At 70.7% G+C, this 20,382-nt stretch carries 19 protein-coding genes; 14 read left to right on the forward strand and 5 right to left on the reverse strand.

The genetic code is table 11. The features are described from left to right. The first annotated feature begins 206 nt into the window (after nucleotides 1-206). The 6 genes from nadB (at nucleotide 207) to HS104_07080 (ending at nucleotide 6,318) form a co-directional block, all read left to right on the forward strand. Complete coding sequence (gene nadB / locus HS104_07055) at nucleotides 207-1,817, forward strand: L-aspartate oxidase (protein ID MBE7479725.1); 1,611 nt, start codon at nucleotides 207-209, stop codon at nucleotides 1,815-1,817. An 8-nt stretch (nucleotides 1,818-1,825) separates the two neighbouring features. Continuing rightward, nucleotides 1,826-2,905: a patatin-like phospholipase family protein gene (locus HS104_07060; protein MBE7479726.1), complete on the forward strand. Its 1,080-nt coding sequence runs from the start codon at nucleotides 1,826-1,828 to the stop codon at nucleotides 2,903-2,905. A 181-nt stretch (nucleotides 2,906-3,086) separates the two neighbouring features. Beyond that, nucleotides 3,087-4,088 carry a PrsW family intramembrane metalloprotease gene (locus HS104_07065; GenBank protein MBE7479727.1) on the forward strand — a complete coding sequence of 334 codons (1,002 nt, stop codon included), beginning with the start codon at nucleotides 3,087-3,089 and terminating at the stop codon, nucleotides 4,086-4,088. Further along, complete coding sequence (locus tag HS104_07070) at nucleotides 4,085-5,026, forward strand: zinc ribbon domain-containing protein (protein MBE7479728.1); 942 nt, start codon at nucleotides 4,085-4,087, stop codon at nucleotides 5,024-5,026. The genes HS104_07065 and HS104_07070 overlap by 4 nt, the downstream gene beginning before the upstream one ends. A gap of 277 nt (nucleotides 5,027-5,303) precedes the next feature. Continuing rightward, a complete protein-coding gene (locus tag HS104_07075; GenBank protein MBE7479729.1) occupies nucleotides 5,304-5,774 on the forward strand; it encodes a hypothetical protein in 471 nt (156 codons plus the stop codon). 97 nt (nucleotides 5,775-5,871) lie between these two features. After that, a complete protein-coding gene (locus HS104_07080) occupies nucleotides 5,872-6,318 on the forward strand; it encodes a hypothetical protein (GenBank protein MBE7479730.1) in 447 nt (148 codons plus the stop codon). Here the strand turns inward: HS104_07080 and HS104_07085 are convergent. After that, nucleotides 6,257-6,664: a hypothetical protein gene (locus HS104_07085; GenBank protein MBE7479731.1), complete on the reverse strand. Its 408-nt coding sequence runs from the start codon at nucleotides 6,662-6,664 to the stop codon at nucleotides 6,257-6,259. The two genes, HS104_07080 and HS104_07085, sit on opposite strands and share 62 nt — an antisense overlap. A 155-nt stretch (nucleotides 6,665-6,819) precedes the next feature. On the opposite strand from HS104_07085, the gene HS104_07090 reads away from it, so the two are divergent. Further along, the gene (locus HS104_07090; protein ID MBE7479732.1) at nucleotides 6,820-7,875 is read left to right on the forward strand and encodes a ketoacyl-ACP synthase III; all 1,056 of its coding nucleotides are present in this window, start codon (nucleotides 6,820-6,822) and stop codon (nucleotides 7,873-7,875) included. Here HS104_07090 and hflX read toward each other — a convergent pair. Then, nucleotides 7,798-9,507 carry a GTPase HflX gene (hflX, locus tag HS104_07095; protein MBE7479733.1) on the reverse strand — a complete coding sequence of 570 codons (1,710 nt, stop codon included), beginning with the start codon at nucleotides 9,505-9,507 and terminating at the stop codon, nucleotides 7,798-7,800. The genes HS104_07090 and hflX overlap by 78 nt on opposite strands. Before the next feature lie 74 nt (nucleotides 9,508-9,581). Here hflX and HS104_07100 point away from each other — a divergent pair, with 74 nt between their 5' ends. The 4 genes from HS104_07100 (at nucleotide 9,582) to argH (ending at nucleotide 15,028) form a co-directional block, all read left to right on the forward strand. Next, nucleotides 9,582-10,517: a homoserine kinase gene (locus HS104_07100; GenBank protein MBE7479734.1), complete on the forward strand. Its 936-nt coding sequence runs from the start codon at nucleotides 9,582-9,584 to the stop codon at nucleotides 10,515-10,517. Between the two features lie 68 nt (nucleotides 10,518-10,585). Further along, the gene (locus tag HS104_07105) at nucleotides 10,586-11,482 is read left to right on the forward strand and encodes a M48 family metallopeptidase (GenBank protein ID MBE7479735.1); all 897 of its coding nucleotides are present in this window, start codon (nucleotides 10,586-10,588) and stop codon (nucleotides 11,480-11,482) included. Nucleotides 11,483-11,906: 424 nt separating this feature from the next. Then, nucleotides 11,907-13,655, forward strand: a complete 1,749-nt coding sequence (locus HS104_07110; GenBank protein ID MBE7479736.1) for a dynamin family protein — start codon at nucleotides 11,907-11,909, stop codon at nucleotides 13,653-13,655. Between the two features lie 44 nt (nucleotides 13,656-13,699). Further along, a complete protein-coding gene (gene argH, locus HS104_07115) occupies nucleotides 13,700-15,028 on the forward strand; it encodes an argininosuccinate lyase (protein MBE7479737.1) in 1,329 nt (442 codons plus the stop codon). Here the strand turns inward: argH and HS104_07120 are convergent. Then, nucleotides 15,000-16,037 (reverse strand): hypothetical protein, encoded by a 1,038-nt coding sequence (locus HS104_07120; protein MBE7479738.1) that lies wholly within the window; start codon nucleotides 16,035-16,037, stop codon nucleotides 15,000-15,002. The two genes, argH and HS104_07120, sit on opposite strands and share 29 nt — an antisense overlap. Nucleotides 16,038-16,112: 75 nt before the next feature. Between HS104_07120 and HS104_07125 the strand changes: the two genes are divergently transcribed. From HS104_07125 to thiL, 3 genes are read left to right on the forward strand one after another with little or no spacing between them, the layout of a single operon-like run. Beyond that, nucleotides 16,113-16,838: a gliding motility protein gene (locus tag HS104_07125; protein MBE7479739.1), complete on the forward strand. Its 726-nt coding sequence runs from the start codon at nucleotides 16,113-16,115 to the stop codon at nucleotides 16,836-16,838. Beyond that, nucleotides 16,838-18,256, forward strand: coding sequence for a PocR ligand-binding domain-containing protein (locus HS104_07130; protein MBE7479740.1), 1,419 nt, complete (start codon nucleotides 16,838-16,840; stop codon nucleotides 18,254-18,256). Before HS104_07125 ends, HS104_07130 begins: the two co-directional genes overlap by 1 nt. Then, nucleotides 18,253-19,188 carry a thiamine-phosphate kinase gene (gene thiL / locus HS104_07135; protein MBE7479741.1) on the forward strand — a complete coding sequence of 312 codons (936 nt, stop codon included), beginning with the start codon at nucleotides 18,253-18,255 and terminating at the stop codon, nucleotides 19,186-19,188. The genes HS104_07130 and thiL overlap by 4 nt, the downstream gene beginning before the upstream one ends. Nucleotides 19,189-19,190: 2 nt before the next feature. On the opposite strand, the gene HS104_07140 is transcribed toward thiL, so the two are convergent. Both HS104_07140 and HS104_07145 read right to left on the reverse strand, forming a co-directional pair. Next, on the reverse strand, nucleotides 19,191-19,610 hold the full coding sequence (locus HS104_07140; GenBank protein ID MBE7479742.1) for an acyltransferase: 420 nt from the start codon (nucleotides 19,608-19,610) through the stop codon (nucleotides 19,191-19,193). 118 nt (nucleotides 19,611-19,728) lie between these two features. Continuing rightward, the gene (locus tag HS104_07145) at nucleotides 19,729-20,277 is read right to left on the reverse strand and encodes a hypothetical protein (GenBank protein MBE7479743.1); all 549 of its coding nucleotides are present in this window, start codon (nucleotides 20,275-20,277) and stop codon (nucleotides 19,729-19,731) included. Between the last annotated feature and the right edge of the window lie 105 nt (nucleotides 20,278-20,382).

Here is a 20,382-nt window from a genome sequence, read left to right on the forward strand (position 1 = left end):
GAGGGGGCGTGTATCGAGCCGGAGGGACGAGGGGCTGTCTCGCGAGCCGCCCGGATTTGCCCGGGAAACGGCGCGCTGGACCCGAGCGAGGTAGATCCTTTGGAGCGTCGCGTCAATGACGATGCCCCGCATTCTCTGCCGCTCGCGCCCGGGCCCGCGGTTTCTCTCGCGCTCGCGGGGTCCGGCGGTGGAATATGCCGCCTCCCATGTCCATCACCACGGACTGCCTCGTCCTGGGCAGCGGCATCGCGGGGCTCACCTTCGCGCTCAACGCGGCTCGCCACGGCAGCGTCCTGATCGTGACCAAACGCGCGCGGGAAGACTCCTCGACGGCCTGGGCGCAAGGCGGCGTGGCCGCGGTGCTCGCCCCCGACGACACCCTCGAGCGCCACGTCGCCGACACGCTGACCGCCGGTGCCGGGCTCTGTCACCAGCTGGCCGTCGAGCTGTGCGTCAAGGAGGGTCCCGCCGCCATCCGGCAGCTCGTCGACTACGGCGTGCCGTTCTCCCGGAACGAGCAGGGTGAGCTCGACCTGGGCCGCGAAGGCGGGCACACCGCGCGGCGCGTGGCGCACGCGGGGGACATCACGGGTCGCGAGATCGAGCGGACGCTGCTCGAGCGCGTGGCGGAGAACCCGAACATCACGCTCCTCGACTGGCACATGGGCGTGGACCTGATCGTGCTCAGCAAGTTCGGCGGGCCCGACACCTGCGTCGGCGCCTACGTGCTGGACGAGAAGAGCGGGACCGTGCGCCGCGTGCTGGCGCGCCAGACCGTGATCGCCACCGGCGGGGCCGGCAAGGTCTACCTCTACACCTCGAACCCCGACGTCGCGACGGGCGACGGCATCGCCATGGCGTACCGCGCCGGTGCCGAGATCGCGAACATGGAATTCTACCAGTTCCACCCCACCTGCCTGCACCACCCGCAGGCCCGGACCTTCCTGATCAGCGAGGCGCTCAGGGGCGAAGGCGCGATCCTGCGCCACCCGGAGACGAAGGAAGCGTTCATGACGCGGCACCATCCGATGGCGGATCTGGCGCCCCGCGACATCGTGGCCCGGGCCATCGACTTCGAGATGAAGAAGAGCGGCAGCGACTACGTGCTGCTCGACATCACCCACAAGCCCGCCAGCTTCGTCAAGGAGCGCTTCCCGAACATCCACGCGGAGTGCCTGCGCTACGGCATGGACATGACCGAGCGACCGCTGCCGGTGGTGCCCGCGGCGCACTACCTGTGCGGCGGCATCACCAGCGACCTGCACGGGCGCACCAGCCTGCCGGGTCTGATGGCCATCGGCGAGAGCGCGTGCACGGGCCTGCACGGCGCCAACCGCCTGGCGTCGAACTCGCTGCTCGAGGGCCTGGTGCTCGGCAAGCGTGCGGCGGACAAGGCCGGCCCGCTGTTGCCGGAGCTCAGGCAGAGCCCCTGGCCGGAGGTGCCGGAGTGGGAGGTGGGCAGCGCCGTGCCGAGCGACGAGGCGGTCGTGGTCACGCAGAACTGGGACGAGCTCCGCCGCTTGATGTGGAACTACGTCGGCATCGTGCGGAGCGACACGCGGCTCCGGCGAGCGGCGCGGCGCGTTGCGCTGCTCGAGGAGGAGATCCGCGAGTACTACTGGAAGCACCTGGTGAACCGCGATCTGCTCGAGCTCCGCAACATCGCCACCGTGGCCGAGCTCATCATCTCGTGCGCGGCCAGCCGCCGCGAGAGCCGTGGCCTGCACTCGACCTTGGACTACGCCGAGACGAGGCCCGAGCTCGCCGAGGACACCGTGACCAAGCGCGGCGTCGTGCCGCACCTGCGCGGGCGCTGAGGGCTGAGATGGCCGAGCCGCGGGTCGCGCTGTGCCTGCCGGGTGGCGGCGCCACCGGCGCGATGTTCCAGATCGGCGCCCTGGCCGCGCTGGAAGACGGCCTCCTGGGTCTGGAAGAGCGGGGCTTCGACCTCTACGTGGGCACCAACAGCGGAGCGAGCGTGGCCGCCGCCCTGGCCGCGGGGCAAGACCCGGAGCGCCTGTACCGCGCGTTCCTGGATCCGGCTGACCAGTACTTCCCGCTCGAGCGCAAGCACATCCTGAAAATGGACCTCGATGCCTGGCGGCGCACGCTCGTGAGCGCTTGGCAGGCGCTCCGCCACGGCACCAGCAGCCTGATCTCGCGCGCGCCAGCGCCTTCCCCGGCGGTGCTCTGGGAGGAGCTCGATCGCTTCTACGACACGCTGCCCACCGGGCTCTTCTCCCTCGACGCTTACGAGCGTTTCCTGGAGGACTTCTTCGTGCGGCGCGGCATCCCGAACACGTTCCACGGCATGCCCAAGCCCTTGCGCATCATGGCCCACGACCTCGACTCCGGGGAGCGCGTGCTGTTCGGTGCGGAGGGCTTCGATCACGTGCCGGTGACCCGGGCCTGCATCGCCAGCATGGCGGTGGCGCCGTTCTTCTCGCCGGTGCGCATCGCCGACCGCTGGTACATCGATGCGGGCTCCGCCCAGGTCTCGCACCTGGACGTGGCAGTCGGCGAGGGCGCCAACGTGATCGTGGTGGTGAACCCCATGGTCCCCGTGCGTGCTCAGGCCGTACCTACCGGTCACGGTCTGAAGGGCAGCGTGCGCGACAAGGGCCTGATGTGGGTGATGAACCAGTCGCTGCGCATCGGCATGCACCAGCAGATGCACGAATCCATGACGCGCATCGTCCAGAGCGGGGCCGCGGACGTACTCCTGATCGAGCCCGAACCGACCGACGCCCTGCTCTTCATGTACAACCCGGCGAGCTTCGCGGCGCGCCGCAAGATCCTCGAGCACGCCTACCGGACCACGCGCGCGCGCATCGGCGGCTGGCTCGAATCGAGGCACCCGGCGCTGGACCACGCGGGATTCACGCCCAAGGCAGAAATCGACTAGAGCATTCTCGACTCGTGCCACACGGCGTCTGGCGATCGAACGCGACCGGACCCGCAGTCGGCGCCGGCCTCGCCGGTCTTCACGGCGGGGCTTCGCCCCGCACCCCGCGCGGGGAACCCCAACCCCGCGCCGCCACTGTTCCATCGGGTCGAAAGACGCTCTAACGTCGCCGGGGCCCCCGATGACCTCGACCCTGATCTCCACGCTCCTGCTCGCCATCCTGTACCTCGCCGTCGTGCGCTTCGTGGACATGAACGAGAAGGAGCCGCTGTGGGCCATGCTCATGGTGTTCTTCCTGGGTGCCGCCGGCGCCACGCTCGTCGCCCTGGTCGCCCAGAACACGCTGCTCGGGCTGAACCTCTGGGCCAGCGCCTCGATCAAGGAGCTGGTGAAGTTCCTGGGCATCGGCGCCGGCGTCGGCGTGTTGGTCGCCTATGGCCAGCGGCGCGGCTGGGAGGAGTTCAACGGCACGATGGACGGCATCGTGTACGGCACCTGCGGCGGGCTCGGCTTCGGCGTGGGCGAGCGCTTGGTCCACGAGCTGACGTTCGCCAGCGTCAGCGTGCCGGGCCTCGAGGTGTCGCAGGTGGCGAGCTTCGGCAAGCTGGCGCTCTCTGGCCTCTCGGACGGCGTGGTCGGCGCGATCATCGGCGCGGGCTTCGGCTTGGCCTCGGAGGCGAAGGCGCCGATCCTGCGCGCCGTGTTGCCGGTGGTGTCGCTGATCGGCGCGGTGATCGCCGATGCCGCCTACCAGCTGCTCCGCCACGGCAACGCCCTGGGCGACAGCGGTGCGCTGCGTGCGAACCTCGCGCTCGGCGTGCCGGTGGTGTTCATCGCGCTGGTCGCCGTGTATGCGCTCCTGCAAGAGCGCCGCGCGATCCACGGTCACCTCGACGACGAGCTCTCGACGGGCGCGGTCGGGGCCGCGGATCTGCCGCTCCTGAAGAGCGTGATCGCGCGCCAGCTGACGTACGCAAAGACCGTTTTGACCTTCAAGATTGGCTTCTATTTGGGGCTCCGCAGCCTGCACAACCTGCAAGTGCAGCTCGCCTTCGCCAAGGCGCGCCTGGCGGGTGAGGCCGATCCGGCGCGACGCGCCCGCGTGGACGCCGAGGTCGCGAAGATCCGCGCCGCCGCGCTCGAACGCCGCCGCGCGCTCGGACTGGAAGGGGGCGCATCGTGAACTTCTGCCCGCAGTGCCGCACGCAGCTCGACCCCGGCGCGCGCTTCTGCGCGAACTGTGGCCACACGCTCCCGGCGCAGGGCCCCGCCGGTCCGCCGGGTGGACCGCGGCCGTTCGCTGGCCAGCCCGGCTACGCGCCGCCCCAGGCTCCGGGCTACGGTCCGCCGCCTGCGCAGCCCGGCTACGCGCCGCCCGCGCAGCCCGGCTACGCGCCGCCCGGCGCCCCGGCCTATGGTCCACCACCGGCGCAGCCGCAGTACGGCGCGCCGCCTGCGCAGCCCCCCGGCTACGGCGTGGCCCCGCCCGGTCCGCCTGGTTACGGCGCGACGCCGGTCGGCGCGATGCCGCCACCTCCCGAGGAGGGCGGCGGCGGCCTGAAGATCCTCGGCGGCTGTGGTGTCGCCGGTTGCCTCGGCGCGGGGTTCGCGGCGCTGATGGGCGTGGGTCTCATCATCGTCCTGGTCATGCTGGGCGGTTCGTCGAGCAGCGGCAGCAGCGGTCCTTCGTCGGGCCCCGGCGGCGAGGTGCCGAGCAGCGGCTCGGTGCGCAGCCTGGTCCGGCCGCAGGTGGGCGACTACCGCCTGGTCGGGACCTCGCCCCTCGAGAAGGTCCCGCCCGGAGTGGTGGACAGCATCGGCGCGGTCTACACCTCGCCGGGCGGCGCGCGGATCATCCACCTGCTCCTGGTGTACCCCACGGAGTCCATCGCCAACGACCGCATCCAGAACGTCTGGAGCACCTCGATCTCGAACCTGAAGCCTGGGCAGAAGGTCACCCGCGGCAACGTCACGGACAGCTCGGGCGCGGTGCGCGGCAGCGTGGTCGCGGTCACCGGCGGGTACCCGGAGTCGTTCTACTGGAACAATCGCAAGCTCGTGGTCATCGTCGAAGGTCCGGCGCCGCACGCGAAGGCGTTCGAGTCGAGCGCGCCGTATTAGGAGGTGTCCCTGATTCGCGCTCCGCTGGCGGCAGCAAGCGCCACGCGACCCTTCCTTTCGGTCGAAACGGCCGGCGCCGGCCCCGGCCGGTCTTCGCGCTCACGCCTCATTTCCGGATCGAGATCTGATCATGACCAGACTGTTCAAGTGATTCCGGGGCTCGGCTGATCGCCGAGCGGCGCGAATCGAGCCGCTCGGTCGCACACGAACTAGGGACACCCCCTAGCTACCGCTTCGGTGCTGGCACTCCGCGGTCATTTTGGCTAAGCCCGCGGGGATGCGTCTCGGCTGGCTCCTCCTGGCGCTCGCGCTCGCGGCCTGCACCGAGCCGTACCGCGTGGGTGAGTACGTCTGGGTGGAGTGGGAGGGACGCAACTACCCGGCCTACATCCTGGAGAAGAAGGGCACCGCGCGCTTCCGCGTTCACTTCGACGGCTACGAGGCGCGCTGGGACGAGGACGTCACGCTCGATCGCATCAAGGGACGCATCGACGGGCCGGTGAACGCGCCTCCCGCCCCGGAGAAGGTCGCGCGCGCCAGCGGTGTCGCGCCCAAGAGCTCCGGCCCGGCTCCCGGCGCCACTGCTTACAAGCCCGGCGACCGCGTGCGCGTGAAGTGGCGGGGCTCGAAGTACCTGGCGACGATCGTCGCGGTCGCGGCGCCGGACCGCTACCTGGTTCACTACGAAGGCTACGAGACCGCCTGGGACGAGACGGTGGACGCCGACCGCATCGAACCGGCGCGCTGAAACTTGGCCGTCCCTCGCCGGCCTTGATAGCCACGTGGGTGCGCCGAAGCCGCGCTCGGCTTCGGCTGCTTCCGAGGAGACGGCTTTGGGCGTATTCGTGCGCAGCAGGAGACGACTGTTCGCTGCCCTGTTCGGCATGGCGGTGCTCGCGGGATTCGGCGCGCGGGCGGACGCGGGCTCCTCGCCGGTGGCGCTGGGCGAAGTGAAGGTCGTGCGGGCCGATCCCAAGCTGGAGCAAGCGTTCCGCGGCCTCGTGGAGCGCGAGCTGGGCGAGGTCGATCTGTCGAACGTGAAGGCGCAGGACCGCTTCGTGCTGTCGGCGTCGCTCACGCAGATGGCCACGCGCGAGAGCTCGGGGCAGGCCGAGACCGTGGCGGTGGTGAGCGCGACCTTGCGCCGGGCGCGGGGCGGCAGCATCCACGCGGTGATCAACGGGCGCGCGCAGGCGACGGATCGCCCGAGCAAGGTCCGGTCAGTCGAGCTCAGCGCGATGCGTGCGGCGGTTCGGAGTGCCCTGGGACGGCTGCCGGAAGCCCTGAAGTAACTCGCGCCGACTCGCCGGGCATCAGGCCCATGCTGCGCCAGGCCGCGTCGAGGCGGCCCTGCTCGCGCACGTCGAACACGCCCGGATCGCGGGCGCTGGCGTCGCGTGCCCGCGCGAGCCAGAAGGACGCGGCGCGCAGATCGCCGCAGGCGAAGTGGGAGAGGCCACGGTAGAGCGAATAGCGCGCCTGAGCGCGGGGGCCGAGCTCGTCGAATTCGGCCTCGTGCGCCCGGTACTCGTCCACCGCGTCGGCGTGACGCCCCTCGTCGAAGGCGTGCTGGGCGCGCGAGAGGCTGCCGCCGCAGGCCGAGAGGAGCAGGCACAGACCGAGGAGGGGCGCGCGCATGCCGGCCCAATCGGCCGATCGGCAGCGCGAGTTGCGGAATCTTTTTCGGCGCGCTGCTCGGCTGGCTCCAGCCAAATTTCCCTGGTTCAACCAATCCAAGAGGTGACGATGGGTGAGCTTTCGATTATCCCCGGCGGCCGCGACGCGAGGGGCACATGCCAGGACTCTGCATCATCGGATCGGGACGCCACCTGCCGGGGCGGCCGTACACCAACCACGACCTGGCGCGGGTGATGGACACCAGCGACGCCTGGATCCGGCAGCGCACCGGCATCGGGCAGCGGCACTTCTGTCCGGAGGGGCAGGGGGTCTCGGATCTGGCCGTCGAAGCGGCGCGGGCGGCGCTCGACGACGCGGGGCGCGCCGCCGAAGACGTCGACTACGTGCTGTTCAACACCATGACGCCGGATCACGTGTTCCCGGGCTCGGGCGTGATCCTCGGGACGAAGCTGGGCTGCCGCGGCGTGCCCGCGCTCGACATGCGCCAGCAGTGCGCCGCCATGATCTACAGCCTGCAAGTGGCGGACTCGTTGCTCGCGAGCGGGGCGGCGAACACGCTGCTCATCGTCGGCGCCGAGGCGCACGCCGGCTTCATGCCCTGGCGGGACTGGGACCTCCTGGAGCAGGACACCGGCGCTCGGCCCTCCGAAGAAGACTGGGCGCGCGCCACGCGGCATCGTTCGCTGGCCATCATCTTCGGCGACGGCGCTGGTGCGCTGGTGGTCGAGCGCTCCGGGCGGCCGGGCAGCGGGCTGCTCGCGACGGATCTCCACTCCGACGGCCGCTACGCCGATCGGTTGGCCATTCCGGCGGGGTTCCGCTCGCGCCCCTTCATCTCGGAGCAAACCGTGGCCGAGGATCTGTGGATCCCGCGCATGGACGGGCGCGAGGTGTTCCGGCAAGCGGTCACGCTGCTGCCGAAGTCGGTGGAGCGCGTGTGTGCGAAGGCCAAGGTGAAGCTCGAGCAGATCGACTGGTTCGTCGCGCACCAGGCCAACGAGCGCATCAACGCCGCGGTGCGCGAGCGGCTGGGCGTGCCCGAGGAGAAGGTGCCCTCCAACATCGAGCGCTACGGCAACACCTCGACCGCGACCATCCCGATCTTGCTCGACGAGATGCGCCGGGACGGCCGCCTACGCCCCGGCCAGCTCGTGTGCTTCCTGGCTCTCGGGGCCGGGCTCCACTGGGGCAGCGCGCTCTGGCGTGCGTGAGGGCAGTCGCTCGGCGATGCGTCGCAGCAAGGTCAGCGTGGTGTCCTTGCGCAGCGCCGAGATGGTGGTGGCCTCGGGCAAACGTTCGAGCGCGTCGCGCTCGCCCGGCTCCAGCAGATCGACCTTGTTGTAGACGGTGAGGCGCGGCAAGGCCGAGAGGCCGAGCTCTTCCAGCAGCCCCGCCGTCGTGCGCTCGTGCTCGGCGTGCTCGGGATCGGCGGCGTCCACGACCTCCAGCACCAGATCGGCCTCCGCGGCTTCCTCGAAAGTGGCGCGGAACGCCGCGAACAACCCCTCCGGCATCTCGCGGATGAAGCCCACGGTGTCCGTGAGCACCACGTTGCGCCCGTCCGGCAGGTGGAGCTGGCGCGCGCGGGTGTCCAGGGTCGCGAACAGCTTGTTCTCGGCCAGCACGCCGGCGTCCGTCAGGGTGTTCAAGAGCGTGCTCTTGCCCGCGTTGGTGTAGCCCACGATGGCCACCACGGGCACGCCGCTCTGCTCCCGGCGGCGCCGGCGCTCGGCGCGCTTCTTCGCCAGCTCCCCGAGCGAGCGCTCCAGCTGGTGCACCCGATCGCGGGCGCGGCGCCGCCCGATTTCGAGCTTGGTCTCGCCGGGACCGCGCCCGCCGATGCCGCCGGTGAGGCGGCTGAGCGAGTCGTCCTTCAGTCCGAGGCGCGGCAGCGCGTACTTGAGCTGCGCCAGCTCCACCTGAAGCTTGCCGTCTCGCGTCTCGGCGCGCTGCGCGAAGATGTCGAGGATCAGCTGGCTCCGATCGATGACCTTGAGGTCAGTCTCCTGGCTGATGCCGTGGGCCTGCGCGGGGGTCAGGTTCAGATCGAAGATCAAGGTCTCGACGTCTTGCTCGATGGCGCGCATCACGACGTCCTCCAGCTTTCCACGCCCGAGCACCAGCTTGGGGTCGACCCGGTCCCGGAGCTGCACCACCTTGTCCACGACCTCGACACCGGCGGTGTGGGCCAGGCTCTCGAGCTCGTTCAGGCGCGCGCCGGCGCGGGCGGCCGCGCCGGGCACGCGCTTTTCGCCGACGTGCACCAGGATGGCACGCCCGTCTTTGGCGCGGACCTCCCTGAGGCGCTGGAACTTGTCGAACTCGTTCTCCAGCGCGCCGATGAGCTGCCCGAAGTCGGGCTGCGGCGAGCCCCAGGGCACTGGCGCGACCACTTGGTAGGGCGTGTCTCCGCTGGCGCGCGTCGGCACGTTGTAGGCCCAGGTCATGCTGCGCGGCTCGCCCTCGCGGCTGAGCAGCACCGCGGCGATCAGGTCCAGGCGCAGGCGCGTGAGATCGACCAGGTCGTCTCGCGTCAGCGGCTCGTTGAAGAGGTGCGTGTGCACCAGGCGCAGCGCGCGAAAGCGCCCCTGGGCTGCGCGCAGGCGCCCGATGTCCGGCAGCATCAGCCCGGTGGGGCTGCCGACCACGACGTAGTCCACCTGCCCGGAGCGGTGGACCAGCGCGCCGACCTGGCGCTGGCTCTCCCGCGAGGCCTCGGACAGCGAGCGCACCAGCTCCGGCGTGGCGATGCGGTCGAGCGGGACGCGACGGCGGTAGATGCGTTCGAGCGCCTTCTGCGCGCTCGGCGACAGGCCCGTGGTGTTTCCGTAGACTTCCGGCATCCGCCTCGCGAGACCCGTGAAGGATAGCACCAGGTTTCGCCCCGCGTGAGCGGCGTCTTATCATGGCCTCCGCGATGGCCCGGCTCACCCCGCTCGAGCTCGAAGAAGCGCGCCGCATCGGGCGCTCGTTCGGGCTCGAGGTGCGCCAGGTCGAGGCCCTGTCCGGCGGCAGCGTGAACTCGAACTTCCGCGTCGAGACCGCCAGCGCGCAGAGCGTGTTCCTGCGCGTGTACGAGGAGCAGGTGGAGGCCGGGGCGAGGCGCGAGCTCGCCTTGCTCGCCACGCTCGCGAGGGCCGGCGTGCCGACGCCGGAGCCGCTCTCGCAGCGCCTGGAGCAGCACCGCGGCAAGCCCGTCGCGCTCTTCCCCTGGATAGAGGGGGAGATCTTGTGCCAGGCGCGGGTGCGACCCGAGCACACCCGCGCGGTGGGTGCGGCGCTCGCGCGCGTGCACCTAGTGAAGGTCGACGAGCTGGCGCCTAGTCGCTTCGAGCTCGGCGACTTGCAGGCGCGGCTCGAGCGCGCGCGGACGCCGGAGTACGCCGAGGACGTGGAGCGAATCGCGGAGCGGCTGGTGCGCTACGCGCAGAAGCGCGACCCGAGCCTGCCCAGCGGTGTGATCCATGGCGACCTGTTCCGCGACAACGTGCTCTGGCGGGGCGGTCAGCTCGCCGCGCTCATCGACTTCGAGAGCGCGTCGCTCGGCGTCTTCGCCTTCGACCTGATGGTCTGCGTCCAGGCCTGGTGCTTCGGCGACCGCTTCGACCTCGAGCTGGTCCGGAGCATGCTCGAGGGTTATCACGCAGTGCGTCGTCTCGAGCCGCGCGAGCTCGCCGCGCTCGGTGTGGAGGCCGCGCTCGGAGCGTTGCGCTTCGCCACCACGCGCATCACCGACTACTCCCTGCGCGCGCCGCCGGGCCAGCCACCCCTGCGCGACTACCGGCGTTTTCTGGCGCGTTTGGCCGAGATCGAGGCCGGCGTGCTCGAGCCGGTGGCGCTCTCGCTCGGCTGAAGCTCCGGGCGCGGCGATTGCGCGGTGGGGGGCCCGACGTTACGTTCAGCGGACCCGAGGAGTCACGCGTGGCCCGAGTAGAATCGCTCGATTTTCAGAAGTTCGTCGATGAGCGGAAGCAAGCGCATCCCGGAGCGAGCTCCGGAGAGAGCTCGCACGCTTACGCCTACGCCTGGGACAAGAAGACCCGGGTGGCCTTCGAGACCATGAAGCCCGTGGAGCTCGCCGTAGCGGCGGGCGTCCGGATGTTCAAGCACATCGGCAAGGCGGAGCTCCTGGGGCACGCCGTCAAGGTGGGCCCGCGACAGTTCCCGCGCGTGCTCGCGCTGGCCGAGCGCTGCGGCTCCACGCTCGGCATCGCCACTCCCACGCTCTACGTCGTCAACAACCCGCAGATGAACGCGGCGACCTACGGAACGAACGACGACTCGTTCATCATGATCCACTCGGGCCTGGTCGATCACCTGTCCGACGACGAGCTGATGAGCGTGATCGGCCACGAGTGCGGTCACATCCACAACAACCACGTGGTCTACCTGACGGCGCTCTTCATGCTCACGCGCATGGCGGGCCTGTTCCTGCGCTACGCCAGCCTGCCCGCGGTGCTCGCGCTCCGGGCCTGGTCGCGCCGCGCCGAGATCACCTGCGATCGCGCCGGCGCGCTCTGCGCCCGCGATCTGGACGTCGCGTCCCGCGCCCTGACCAAGCTCGCGCTGGGCTCGCAGAAGCTGTACGAAGAGCTCAACATCGAGGCGTTCCTGGAGCAGCACGAGGAAGCCCAAGGCAGCGTCGGGCGCTTCAGCGAGGTGTTCGCCACCCATCCCTGGCTCCCCAAGCGCGTGCTGGCGCTCCGGGAGTTCGGCCAGAGCTCGCTTTTCCGCCAGCACGTCGGCAAAGGTGACGACGGCCTCTCCATGGAGCAGGTGGACGAGAAGGTTCACGAGATCGTGAAGGTGCTAGGGTAGGGTTGGCGCGGAATGAGGCGCCGGACCTTTCGGGAGTGTCGCTCGGCCGCAGGCCGAGCCCAGAACGACGCCGTGGGGCTTGCCAAGATCAGATCACGATCCGCCAAGGTGAGCGGAGTGAGAACCCCGGCCCGGACCGGCGCCGGCCGTCCTGCCGGTGGGAAGTGTGGCGAGGCGCTGACGGGGGTCATCGGAGAGAAGAGCAATCCCGCCCGCCATCACGCGGTGGGGCTTGCCAAGATCAGATCACGATCCGCCAAGGTGAGCGGAGTGAGAACGCCGGCCCGGACCGGCGCCGACTGTCTTGCCGGTGGGACGTGTGGCGAGGCGCTGACGGGGGTCATCGGAGAAGAGACAATTCCCCGATCATCGGAGAGAGAAATCAATCCTCGCTAGGCTCCCCTAGCCGGATGGACGAGAACAAATGCTAGATTCCTTTCGCGAGCGGAAGCTCGAAGTCATCGAAACGCTGGGTAGCCTCTCGGATCTGGCGCGCAGCGTGGGCGCCGCGTCGCTCGCCGATCGGGTGGACGCGGATCTGGTGAAGAAGCTGGAGCGGGACCGCTTCCACCTGGTCGTGGTCGGCGAGTTCAACCACGGCAAGAGCACGTTCGTGAACGCGCTGCTCGGCCGAGCCGTGCTGCCCGTCGGGGTCACGCCCACCACGGCGGTCATCCACCACATCGAGTGGGGTGACGAGCCGAGCTCCAAGGTCGTGCTCGCCTCGGGGCAAGAGCAGCCGCTGCCCTTCGAGGAGGTGAAGACCTTCGCCACCGGCGGCGCCCGCGCGGACGAGCCGGTGAGCTACGTGGAGGTGTGCCTGCCGGCGGAGCTCCTGCGCGAGCGCATCGTGCTGGTGGACACCCCCGGAGTGAACGATCTCTCGCTCACCCGGGCCGAGATCACCTATGGCTACATCCCGCGCTCGGACGCGGTGCTGTTCGTGCTCGACGCGGGGCAGCCGGTGAAGGAGAGCGAGCGGCTGTTCTTGGAACATCAGCTCATCGGCAAGAGCCGCGACAAGATCTTCTTCGTGGTCGCCAAGAGCGACATCTGGAACGCCGACGAGCGCGCCGAGGCCCTGGGCTACGTGAAGAACCGGCTGAGCGCGCTGGTCGAGGATCCCCCGGTGTTCCCCGTCAGCGCCCAAGCGGCGCTCGCCGGGCGCGCCGAGGAGAGCGGCGTCCCGGAGCTGGTGGACCACCTGATGCGCTTCCTGGCGGAGGAGCGCGGGCGCATCCTCCTGGACAACGCGCTGGGCGAGGGGCTGTCCGCCGCCGCAGTGCTCGGGCGCGGGGTGGACGCGCGGCGCCGCGCCGTGGCCATGAGCGCCGAGCAGCTCGCGCGTCGCATCGAGCTACTGGAGTCCGATCTGGCCGGGCACGCCGACACCATCGAGAAGCGGCGCCTGGACATCCGGGAAGAAGCCGGCGCCATCAAGGCGTGGGCGCGCCGTGATCTGGATCGCTTCTGCGACGACGTGGTGCGTCAGCTCCCGGGGATCTTGCAGCAGGCGAGCGGCGACGACCTGAAGCAGCACCTGGGGCCCTTCTTCGAGCACTCGTTCCGGCAGTGGGCGGAGCTCGAGACCCGGGAGATCGCCGCGGCGCTCGAGGCCCTCGGCGAGCGCATGGTCGCTCTGGTCAAGGACGACGCCCACGACGTGGGCAAGCGCGTGAGCGGCGCCATGGGCGCGGACTTGAAGGCGCCGCCCATCGAGGTGGACCGCTTCGCCTACGACGTCGGCATCTTCGCCGTGCTCAGCCTCGGCATGGGCGTGATGTTCGCGAACGCCCTGCTCGGCGGGCTGCTCTTGGCGGCGGCGCCGGCCTTGGCGCTGTGGAACCGCGGCCGGACGGAGGCGGAGATCAAGAAGCGCGCGCTGGAGCTCGGGCCCGTGGTCCTGCGCGAGGCGGCGGCCAAGGTCGGCCCCAAGATCGACGAGATGGTGGACGAGTTCGCCAGCCGGCTGGACGAGTGGGTCGTGACCGCAGGCCAGGAGCTGCACCGCGAGGTGATCGAGGTCCTGGCGGCCGTGCGCGCGGAGCGCGAGGCCGGTGCCAGCGACCGCGAGGCCGAGCTCGCCCGCTCGGAGCGGGACAGCGAGCGACTCTCGCAGCTGGGCGCCCGGCTCGAAGCTCTCCGGGGCAAGCTCAGAGGAGCCTCGGCGTGAGCGTCGCGCGCGGAGGTCGGCTGGAAGCCTCCATCGACCTGGCGATGGAGGCGCTCAACACCAGCGTGGACGTGGACTCGGCGCTCTGGCGCGAAGACATCCAAGGGTCCATCGCGCACGCGCGGGGGCTCGGGCGCGCCGGCGTGATCGGCGCTGAAGAGGTCGAGGCGTTGGTGGCGGGGCTCGGCCAGGTCGCTCTGGAGATCGAGCGCGGCGAGCTCCGCTGGGACCGCGCCAAGGAAGACGTCCACATGAACATCGAGGCGCGCCTGACCGCCATCGTGGGACCCGTCGGCGGCAAGCTCCACACGGCGCGCTCTCGCAACGACCAGGTGGCGACCGACCTCCGGCTCTACGCCCGGCGTCGCGCGGAGGAGACCCTCGAAGCCCTCGCCGAGCTGGGTCGCGCCATCGTGGCTCGGGCGACGGACGAGATCGACACGCTGATGCCCTCCTACACGCACCTGCAACGCGCGCAGCCGAGTCGTCTCTCGCACCACCTGATGGCGTGGCAAGAGATGCTCTGGCGCGATCGCGGGCGCATCGCGGACGCGCTGGCTCGGCTGGACGAGTGCCCGCTCGGCGCGGGCGCGGTGGCCGGCACGGGCTTTCCTCTCGATCGCGAGGCCACCGCGCGGGAGCTCGGCTTCGCGCGCGCGACCCGGAACAGCATCGACGCCACCGGCAGCCGCGATTTCCTGATGGAGCTTTCCGGGGCGCTGGCGATCCTGGGCGTTCACCTGTCGCGGATCGGCGAGGAGATCGTGCTCTGGTCGAGCCAGGAGTTCGGCTTCATCAGCCTGAGCGATCAGTTCTCGACCAGCTCCAGCATGATGCCGCAGAAGAAGAACCCCGACGTGGCGGAGCTGGTGCGGGGCAAGGCGGCGCTCTTGATCGGCAGCGCGACAGCGCTGCTCGTGCTGGAGAAGAGCCTCTTCTTCGGCTACGGCCGCGATCTTCAGGAGGACAAGCGCCCGATCTTCGACGCCTTCGACAACGCGCTCGTCAGCGTGCGCGCGCTCACCGGCGCCATCGCCACCGCGACCTTCCGCCGCGAGCGCATGCGCGAGGCCCTCGGCGCGGGGCACGTGTGCGCGACCGACGTGGCGGACTTCCTGGTGAGCCAGGGCGTGCCGTTCCGCGAGGCCCACCACATCGTGGGCGCGATCGTGAAGCGGGCCGAGGAGCAGGGAGTGCAGATCGGTGAGCTGTCTCGCGAGGAGCTCTCGAAGGCTCACCCGGCTCTGGGCGGCGACGCGGTGGCCGCCGCGCTCGATCCGGCCGAGGCCGTGGAGCGGCGCCACGTCGTGGGCGGACCGGCGAAGGCCCGCGTGCTCGAGGCGATCAGCGACGCCCGCGCGCGCTGGGGCTGAGCGCGCCGCTGGTCGAGCGCTGGCCCGGGCCCCAGAGCTCGAAGCGCGTGGAGCCCCGCCCCGGCTCGTCGAAGGCGCCGGCCTGCCAGAGCACGCCCGTGGTCAAGACGGCTGCGCCGACTCCGACCAGCGCCCAGCTGGCCCAGGCGGGAAAGCCCGGCTCCGGCGGCGGCTGCGGCGGACCGCTGTAGATCGCGCCGTCGTGGCGCCTCCACGGCATGAGCGGGCCGCACCAGGAGCCCCGGCACGACGCGATCTCGATGCCACCGCTCGCCGCCGGGCGCGCCACCGCCCAGCGCGCGCAGCCGACGTGGGCCGGTACCGAGACCTTTCCGCCGCTCACGCGTACGTCGCCGAGATCGTCGAGGCTGCACGCGACCGGAGCCGGCAGCGGCAGCGCGAGGGCGCCGGCCTTCTCCACCGGCACCCAGCCGGCCCACACCACCCGCCCGCGGCGCACGACGCGGACGTGGTGCTCGCCGGGCAAGAGCTCGAAGCGACGTCCGACGCGGTTGCCGTCGAAGTAGATCTGGTCCGAGGCGCGCGTGGAGAGCGAGACGCTCAAGAGCGGCGCGCTCGGTGCTCGTGCCTCGGCCGGCTCGCCGAAGGCGGTCGCGCGCTGGCCTTCGAGCGCCCGGGCGCGCGCCAAGAGCTGCGGGCGATCGTCCGGGGCAGTGCGCCCGGCGATGCTGGCTTCGATCTGCAGCGCCTCGGCGAGGAGCCACGCCGCCTGCGGCAAAGCCGGGTGCTCGCGCAAGCTCTGCTCGATCGCGCGCAGCCGCTCGCTCGCCGTCGCGTCGTCCAGGGAGCTCGCGGCGAGCCGCGCTTGGTCGAGCAGCTCCTCGAGCCTCTGAGCCAGCGCGTCGTCGTAGGGCAAGCCGGCGGGGGCATCCGTGGCGGGTGGCTCGAGCTCCACCCAGCGCGCGCGCGCCCAGGAGTCGAGCTCCGGCTCGTGGCTGGCTTGCGCCGCGGAGGTCCCGAGCCAGATCAGCACGAGCGCCTTGCTCAACGCCCGCTCCGAGCCTCCCGGGAATTCCCGGGTGTCCAGCGCGGGGGCGCTGCGCTAGAGTCATCCCTCCGCGCCATGCAGCTTGATTTCGCCGCTCGTGAGCTCACGATCAAGCTCGTCTACTACGGCCCGGCCCTGAGCGGAAAGACGACGAACCTCCAGGCGCTGCACGAGGCCGCGGATCCGACGATTACCGGCCGGCTGATGACGCTGGAGACCCGGGACGACCGCACCTTGTTCTTCGACCTGTTGCCCTTCACCTTCCGGGACAAGGGCGGGCTCTCGGTGCGGTTGAAGGTGTTCACGGTCCCGGGCCAGGTGATCCACGCCTCGACCCGGCGGCTGGTGTTGCAGGGTGCCGACGGCATCGCCTTCATCGCCGACTCGCAGGTGGCCGAGACGGAGAACAACGCCACCGCGTTCGTGGACCTGAAGGAGAACCTCAAGACCTACGGCCTGACGCTCAAGCAGATCCCGCTGATCATCCAGTTCAACAAGCGTGACCTGCCGGCGGTGCGCAGCGACGAGGAGATCGCCTCGCTCGCAGCGCAGGGTCGAGAGCCCGTGTACCTGGCGGTGGCGACGCGTGGCGAGGGCGTGGTCGAGAGCTTCATCGGTCTGCTCTATCTGACCTGGAGCGCGCTCGACGCCGAGCACGACTTGAACCGCAAGTTCGGGTTCGACTCTACGGCCTTCCTCGAGTCCGTCGCGCAGCGGCTCGGCCACGACCGGCCGCTCGCGGACGTGCTCGGTGCCTGTGTGGGCGGCGCGCTCGAGGTGCTCAGACCGGAGGGAGAGTGATGGCCGAGGCCCCGGTCACTCTGCTGGACGAGCTCACCATGGGCCGTTCGGTCGAGCTCGAGAGCCTGGTGGACAAAGGCGCGCTCCGCGAGATGGCCGAGAGCGCGCGGGAGCTGTTCGGTGTTTCGCTGCGCATCTTCAGCGAAAGCGGCAACCTGCTCGCCGACGCGAGTGGGGAGCCTCCGCTCTACGCCTACCTGGACGAGCACAAAGCCGGGCGGGACGCGCTGGCGTCGGTGATCTCCGCGGTGAAATCCCTGGAGCCGGAGCCTGACACCGAGGCGGATCTGACCTGCGTGACCGGCGCACGCTACATCGTCCGCGCCATCAGCTACGACGGGCGGCGGCTCGGGCGGCTGATCCTCGGGCCCTACCGCGACCCAGCGGCTCCGGGCCCGAGCGCGGAGCTCACCCGGCTGGACGCCGGCATCGACGGCGCGCGGGTCGCGAGCGCCTGGCTGGAGCTTCCGGCGTTTCCCGATCAGCAGGCGCGGCGCATCGTTCGCCACCTGTGCCACGCCCTCGACCTGATCCTGTTCTCCGGCCACAAGGCCTTGCTCACCAGCAACATGCACCTGATGAGCGTGCAGGAGAGCTACCGCGAGCTCGCCGACAAGAACGCGAAGCTGCAGCACGCCTTCGACCGGCTCAAGGAGCTCGATCGGCTCAAGAGCAACTTCCTCGGCACCGTCTCTCACGAGCTGCGCACGCCGCTCACCAGCATCATCGGCTACAGCGAGATGCTGAAGGAAGGCATCGCCGGCGAGCTGACGAAGGAGCAGCAGGAGTTCGTGCACACCATCCACGAGAAGGGCGAGCAGCTGCTCGGCCTGATCAAGGGGTTGCTCGACCTGTCGAAGCTCGAGAGCGGGACGATGAGCCTGCGCAAGGCGGAGATCGACATCGTGCCGCTGATCCGAGACGTGGCGCAGACCCTGGCTCCGGCCGCGCGCAAGAAGCTGGTGGAGATCAGCGTCGAGTCCGAACCAGGCCTGCCCACGGTGTGGGCGGACGTCGAGCGCTTGCGGCAGGTGTTCCTGAACCTGAGCGAGAACGCGCTGAAATTCACCCCGGAGCAGGGCCGCGTGACGCTCTCGGTCCGGGCCTCGGTGCTGGAGCGCCGCGCTGACGACGAGGGCCGAGGCCTGGTGCTCTTCAGCACCAAGCGCCCGGCCATCGAGGTGCGGGTCATCGACACTGGCATCGGCGTGCCCGACGCGGAGAAGGAGCGCGTGTTCGACGCCTTCTACCAGGTGGACGGCAGCGCGACCCGGGAGCACGAGGGCACCGGGCTCGGCCTGTCCATCGTGCGGCGCCTGATCGACGCCCACGACGGCACCGTGCGAGTCGAGGACAACGTGCCGCGGGGCGCGGTATTCGTGGTGACCATCCCGTGTCGTCGCACCACCATCGCCTGAGCGAGCTCGAGGCGATCGCGCTGCTCGAGCGCGCGCTCTCGACAGGCAAGCCCGCGGGGCACGTCGAGCTCGGCATCGGCGACGACGCGGCGGTCCTGCGCTTCGGTCGCGAGCGATTGGTCTGGACCGTGGATGCCTGCGTCGAGGGTGTGCACTTCGACCGGCGCTGGCTCAGCCTCGAAGATCTCGGCTGGCGCGCGCTGATGGCGGCGGCCAGCGACCTCGCGGCGATGGGTGCCACGCCCGTGGCGGCGCTCTGCCAGCTCGCGCTGCCGAAGTCCGTCGGCCGCGCGGAGCTCGCCCAGCTCTCGCGCGGGCAGGCGGCGGCCGCCCGCGCCATCGATTGCCCGGTGATCGGGGGCAACATCTCGCGGGCACCCGAGCTCTCGCTGGTGACGACGGTGCTGGGCCGAGCGAAGCGTCCGCTCCTGCGCTCGGGGGCGCGCGTCGGCGATCGGCTGATCCTGGTCGGCGAGGTCGGTCGCGCGGCGCTCGGGCTCCGCCTCCTCCAGGCCGGGCGGCGGGGGCGCTCGCCGTGGGCGGAGGCGTGGCGGCGCCCGGTCGCGTTGATCGACCACGGGCGCGCGCTGGCCAAGACGGCGCACGCTGCCATCGACATCTCGGACGGCCTGGCCGGCGACGCCGCGCACCTCGGTCGGGCGAGCCGCGTGCGGGTGGTGCTCGAAGAGCGCGCCCTCTGCCAGACCCTGGACGCGAGCTTCCGCCGCGCCGCACTGCGCATCGGAGCGAGCGCGCTCGAGCTGGCGCTCCACGGCGGCGAAGACTACGCGCTCCTCTGCGCCGTTGCGCGGTGCCCCCGCGGTGCTCGACACATCGGACGCGTCGAACGCGGCGCCGGCGTCTGGCTCGAAGGCGACGACGGCTCACGCACGCGCATCACGCGCGGCGGGTTCGATCACTTGGTACGCTGAGCTCACCGACAGGCGGCCGGCATCCCGGCGCCCTTGAGCGCACCGGAGACGATGCCCACGACGCTGGCCTTGTCCTTGCCCTGCGCGACGGCGGCGTGACACGCCGCGGCGGCCTGCGTCATGTAAACGTTCGTGGGCGGAGGCGCGCTGGCGGCGTTCTGCGTGAGCGCGTTGCAGCACGCCTTGAGGCTGGCGGCCGGGACGCCGACGCCTTTCTTCGCGTCCGAAGCGTCGCCGTCGTCCGCGTCGCCGTCGTCGCCGGCGTCTTCGACCTCGAGCACCACGGGAGCGCTGGGAGTCGTCGCCGGGGCAGCAGAGGGCAAGGGCGGCGGCGGCTCGTCCTTCTTGCAGCCGGAGTAGAGCGCCACACCCAGAGGCAGCATCAGCCCGAGAGCGATGGGGGCGAGGAGCGTACGCGTCACGGGTTCTGAAGCCTTGTTCATCGGGTCCTCCGAAACGGTCCTCCCTCTTCAGGGACTTCCAAGGGTCGTATCGAGTCAGACGGGGGTCAGGGGCAAACGATTTGAAATCTGTTGGAGCTCAGCATCCGCCCGGGATGGGCACACCCGTGAGCTGGGCGCGGATGGTGGTCCTGGCGGAGGTCGCGTCGGCCGCGCCCTTCTTCACACTGGCGGCGATGCCGCTGCACACGGCGGCGGCTGACTTGTACTTGTTGGTGTGCGGGCTGGTCTTCTTCGACTCCGCGGCGAGCGCCGCGCAACACGCCTCCACGGCCTTGGCGTCGGCGGCGGCGTTGCTCGCCGGCTTGGCCGCGTCGACGGCCGCGTCAGCGACGCTCGCGTCCTTCACGGTCCCGGCGTCCTTGAGCTGCGTGCCGGCGTCGACGGTCACCTTGGTGGTGGTCGTCGCCACGGGCTTGGGGGTGTCCGCGGCCGGCTCGGGGCTGGCGCTCGGAGCCGGCTCCTCTGCCTTGGGTGCCTCGGGAGTCGCGGCGGGCGGTGCTTCCGGCACCGGCGCCGCGGTGGGTGTGGCTTCGCTGCTGCTCTTCTTGCAGGCCAGGAGCGCGAGCACGACGAGCGCGCCTGCGAACACCCCGGCCCGAGCGCTGAGCTTCCCTTGGTTCAGCATCGGGGATTCTTTTACCAGGAATTTCCCGGTTTGGAGATTCTTCTCGAGCCGAGAACGCCCGCGGATGGCGAGGCCTTTCACCAGCGGCTGGCGAATTGGGCCCCG

Source organism: Polyangiaceae bacterium (assembly GCA_015075635.1).
Classification (GTDB): domain Bacteria; phylum Myxococcota_A; class Polyangia; order Polyangiales; family Polyangiaceae; genus JADJKB01.

Coding starts and splice junctions, on each gene's coding strand:
- nadB (MBE7479725.1), top strand. CDS start 207: ATGTCCATCACCACGGACTGCCTCGTCCTGGGCAGCGGCATCGCGGGG.
- HS104_07060 (MBE7479726.1), top strand. CDS start 1,826: ATGGCCGAGCCGCGGGTCGCGCTGTGCCTGCCGGGTGGCGGCGCCACC.
- HS104_07065 (MBE7479727.1), top strand. CDS start 3,087: ATGACCTCGACCCTGATCTCCACGCTCCTGCTCGCCATCCTGTACCTC.
- HS104_07075 (MBE7479729.1), top strand. CDS start 5,304: ATGCGTCTCGGCTGGCTCCTCCTGGCGCTCGCGCTCGCGGCCTGCACC.
- HS104_07085 (MBE7479731.1), bottom strand. CDS start 6,664: ATGCGCGCGCCCCTCCTCGGTCTGTGCCTGCTCCTCTCGGCCTGCGGC.
- HS104_07090 (MBE7479732.1), top strand. CDS start 6,820: ATGCCAGGACTCTGCATCATCGGATCGGGACGCCACCTGCCGGGGCGG.
- hflX (MBE7479733.1), bottom strand. CDS start 9,507: ATGCCGGAAGTCTACGGAAACACCACGGGCCTGTCGCCGAGCGCGCAG.
- HS104_07100 (MBE7479734.1), top strand. CDS start 9,582: ATGGCCCGGCTCACCCCGCTCGAGCTCGAAGAAGCGCGCCGCATCGGG.
- HS104_07110 (MBE7479736.1), top strand. CDS start 11,907: ATGCTAGATTCCTTTCGCGAGCGGAAGCTCGAAGTCATCGAAACGCTG.
- argH (MBE7479737.1), top strand. CDS start 13,700: ATGGAGGCGCTCAACACCAGCGTGGACGTGGACTCGGCGCTCTGGCGC.
- HS104_07125 (MBE7479739.1), top strand. CDS start 16,113: ATGCAGCTTGATTTCGCCGCTCGTGAGCTCACGATCAAGCTCGTCTAC.
- HS104_07130 (MBE7479740.1), top strand. CDS start 16,838: ATGGCCGAGGCCCCGGTCACTCTGCTGGACGAGCTCACCATGGGCCGT.
- HS104_07145 (MBE7479743.1), bottom strand. CDS start 20,277: ATGCTGAACCAAGGGAAGCTCAGCGCTCGGGCCGGGGTGTTCGCAGGC.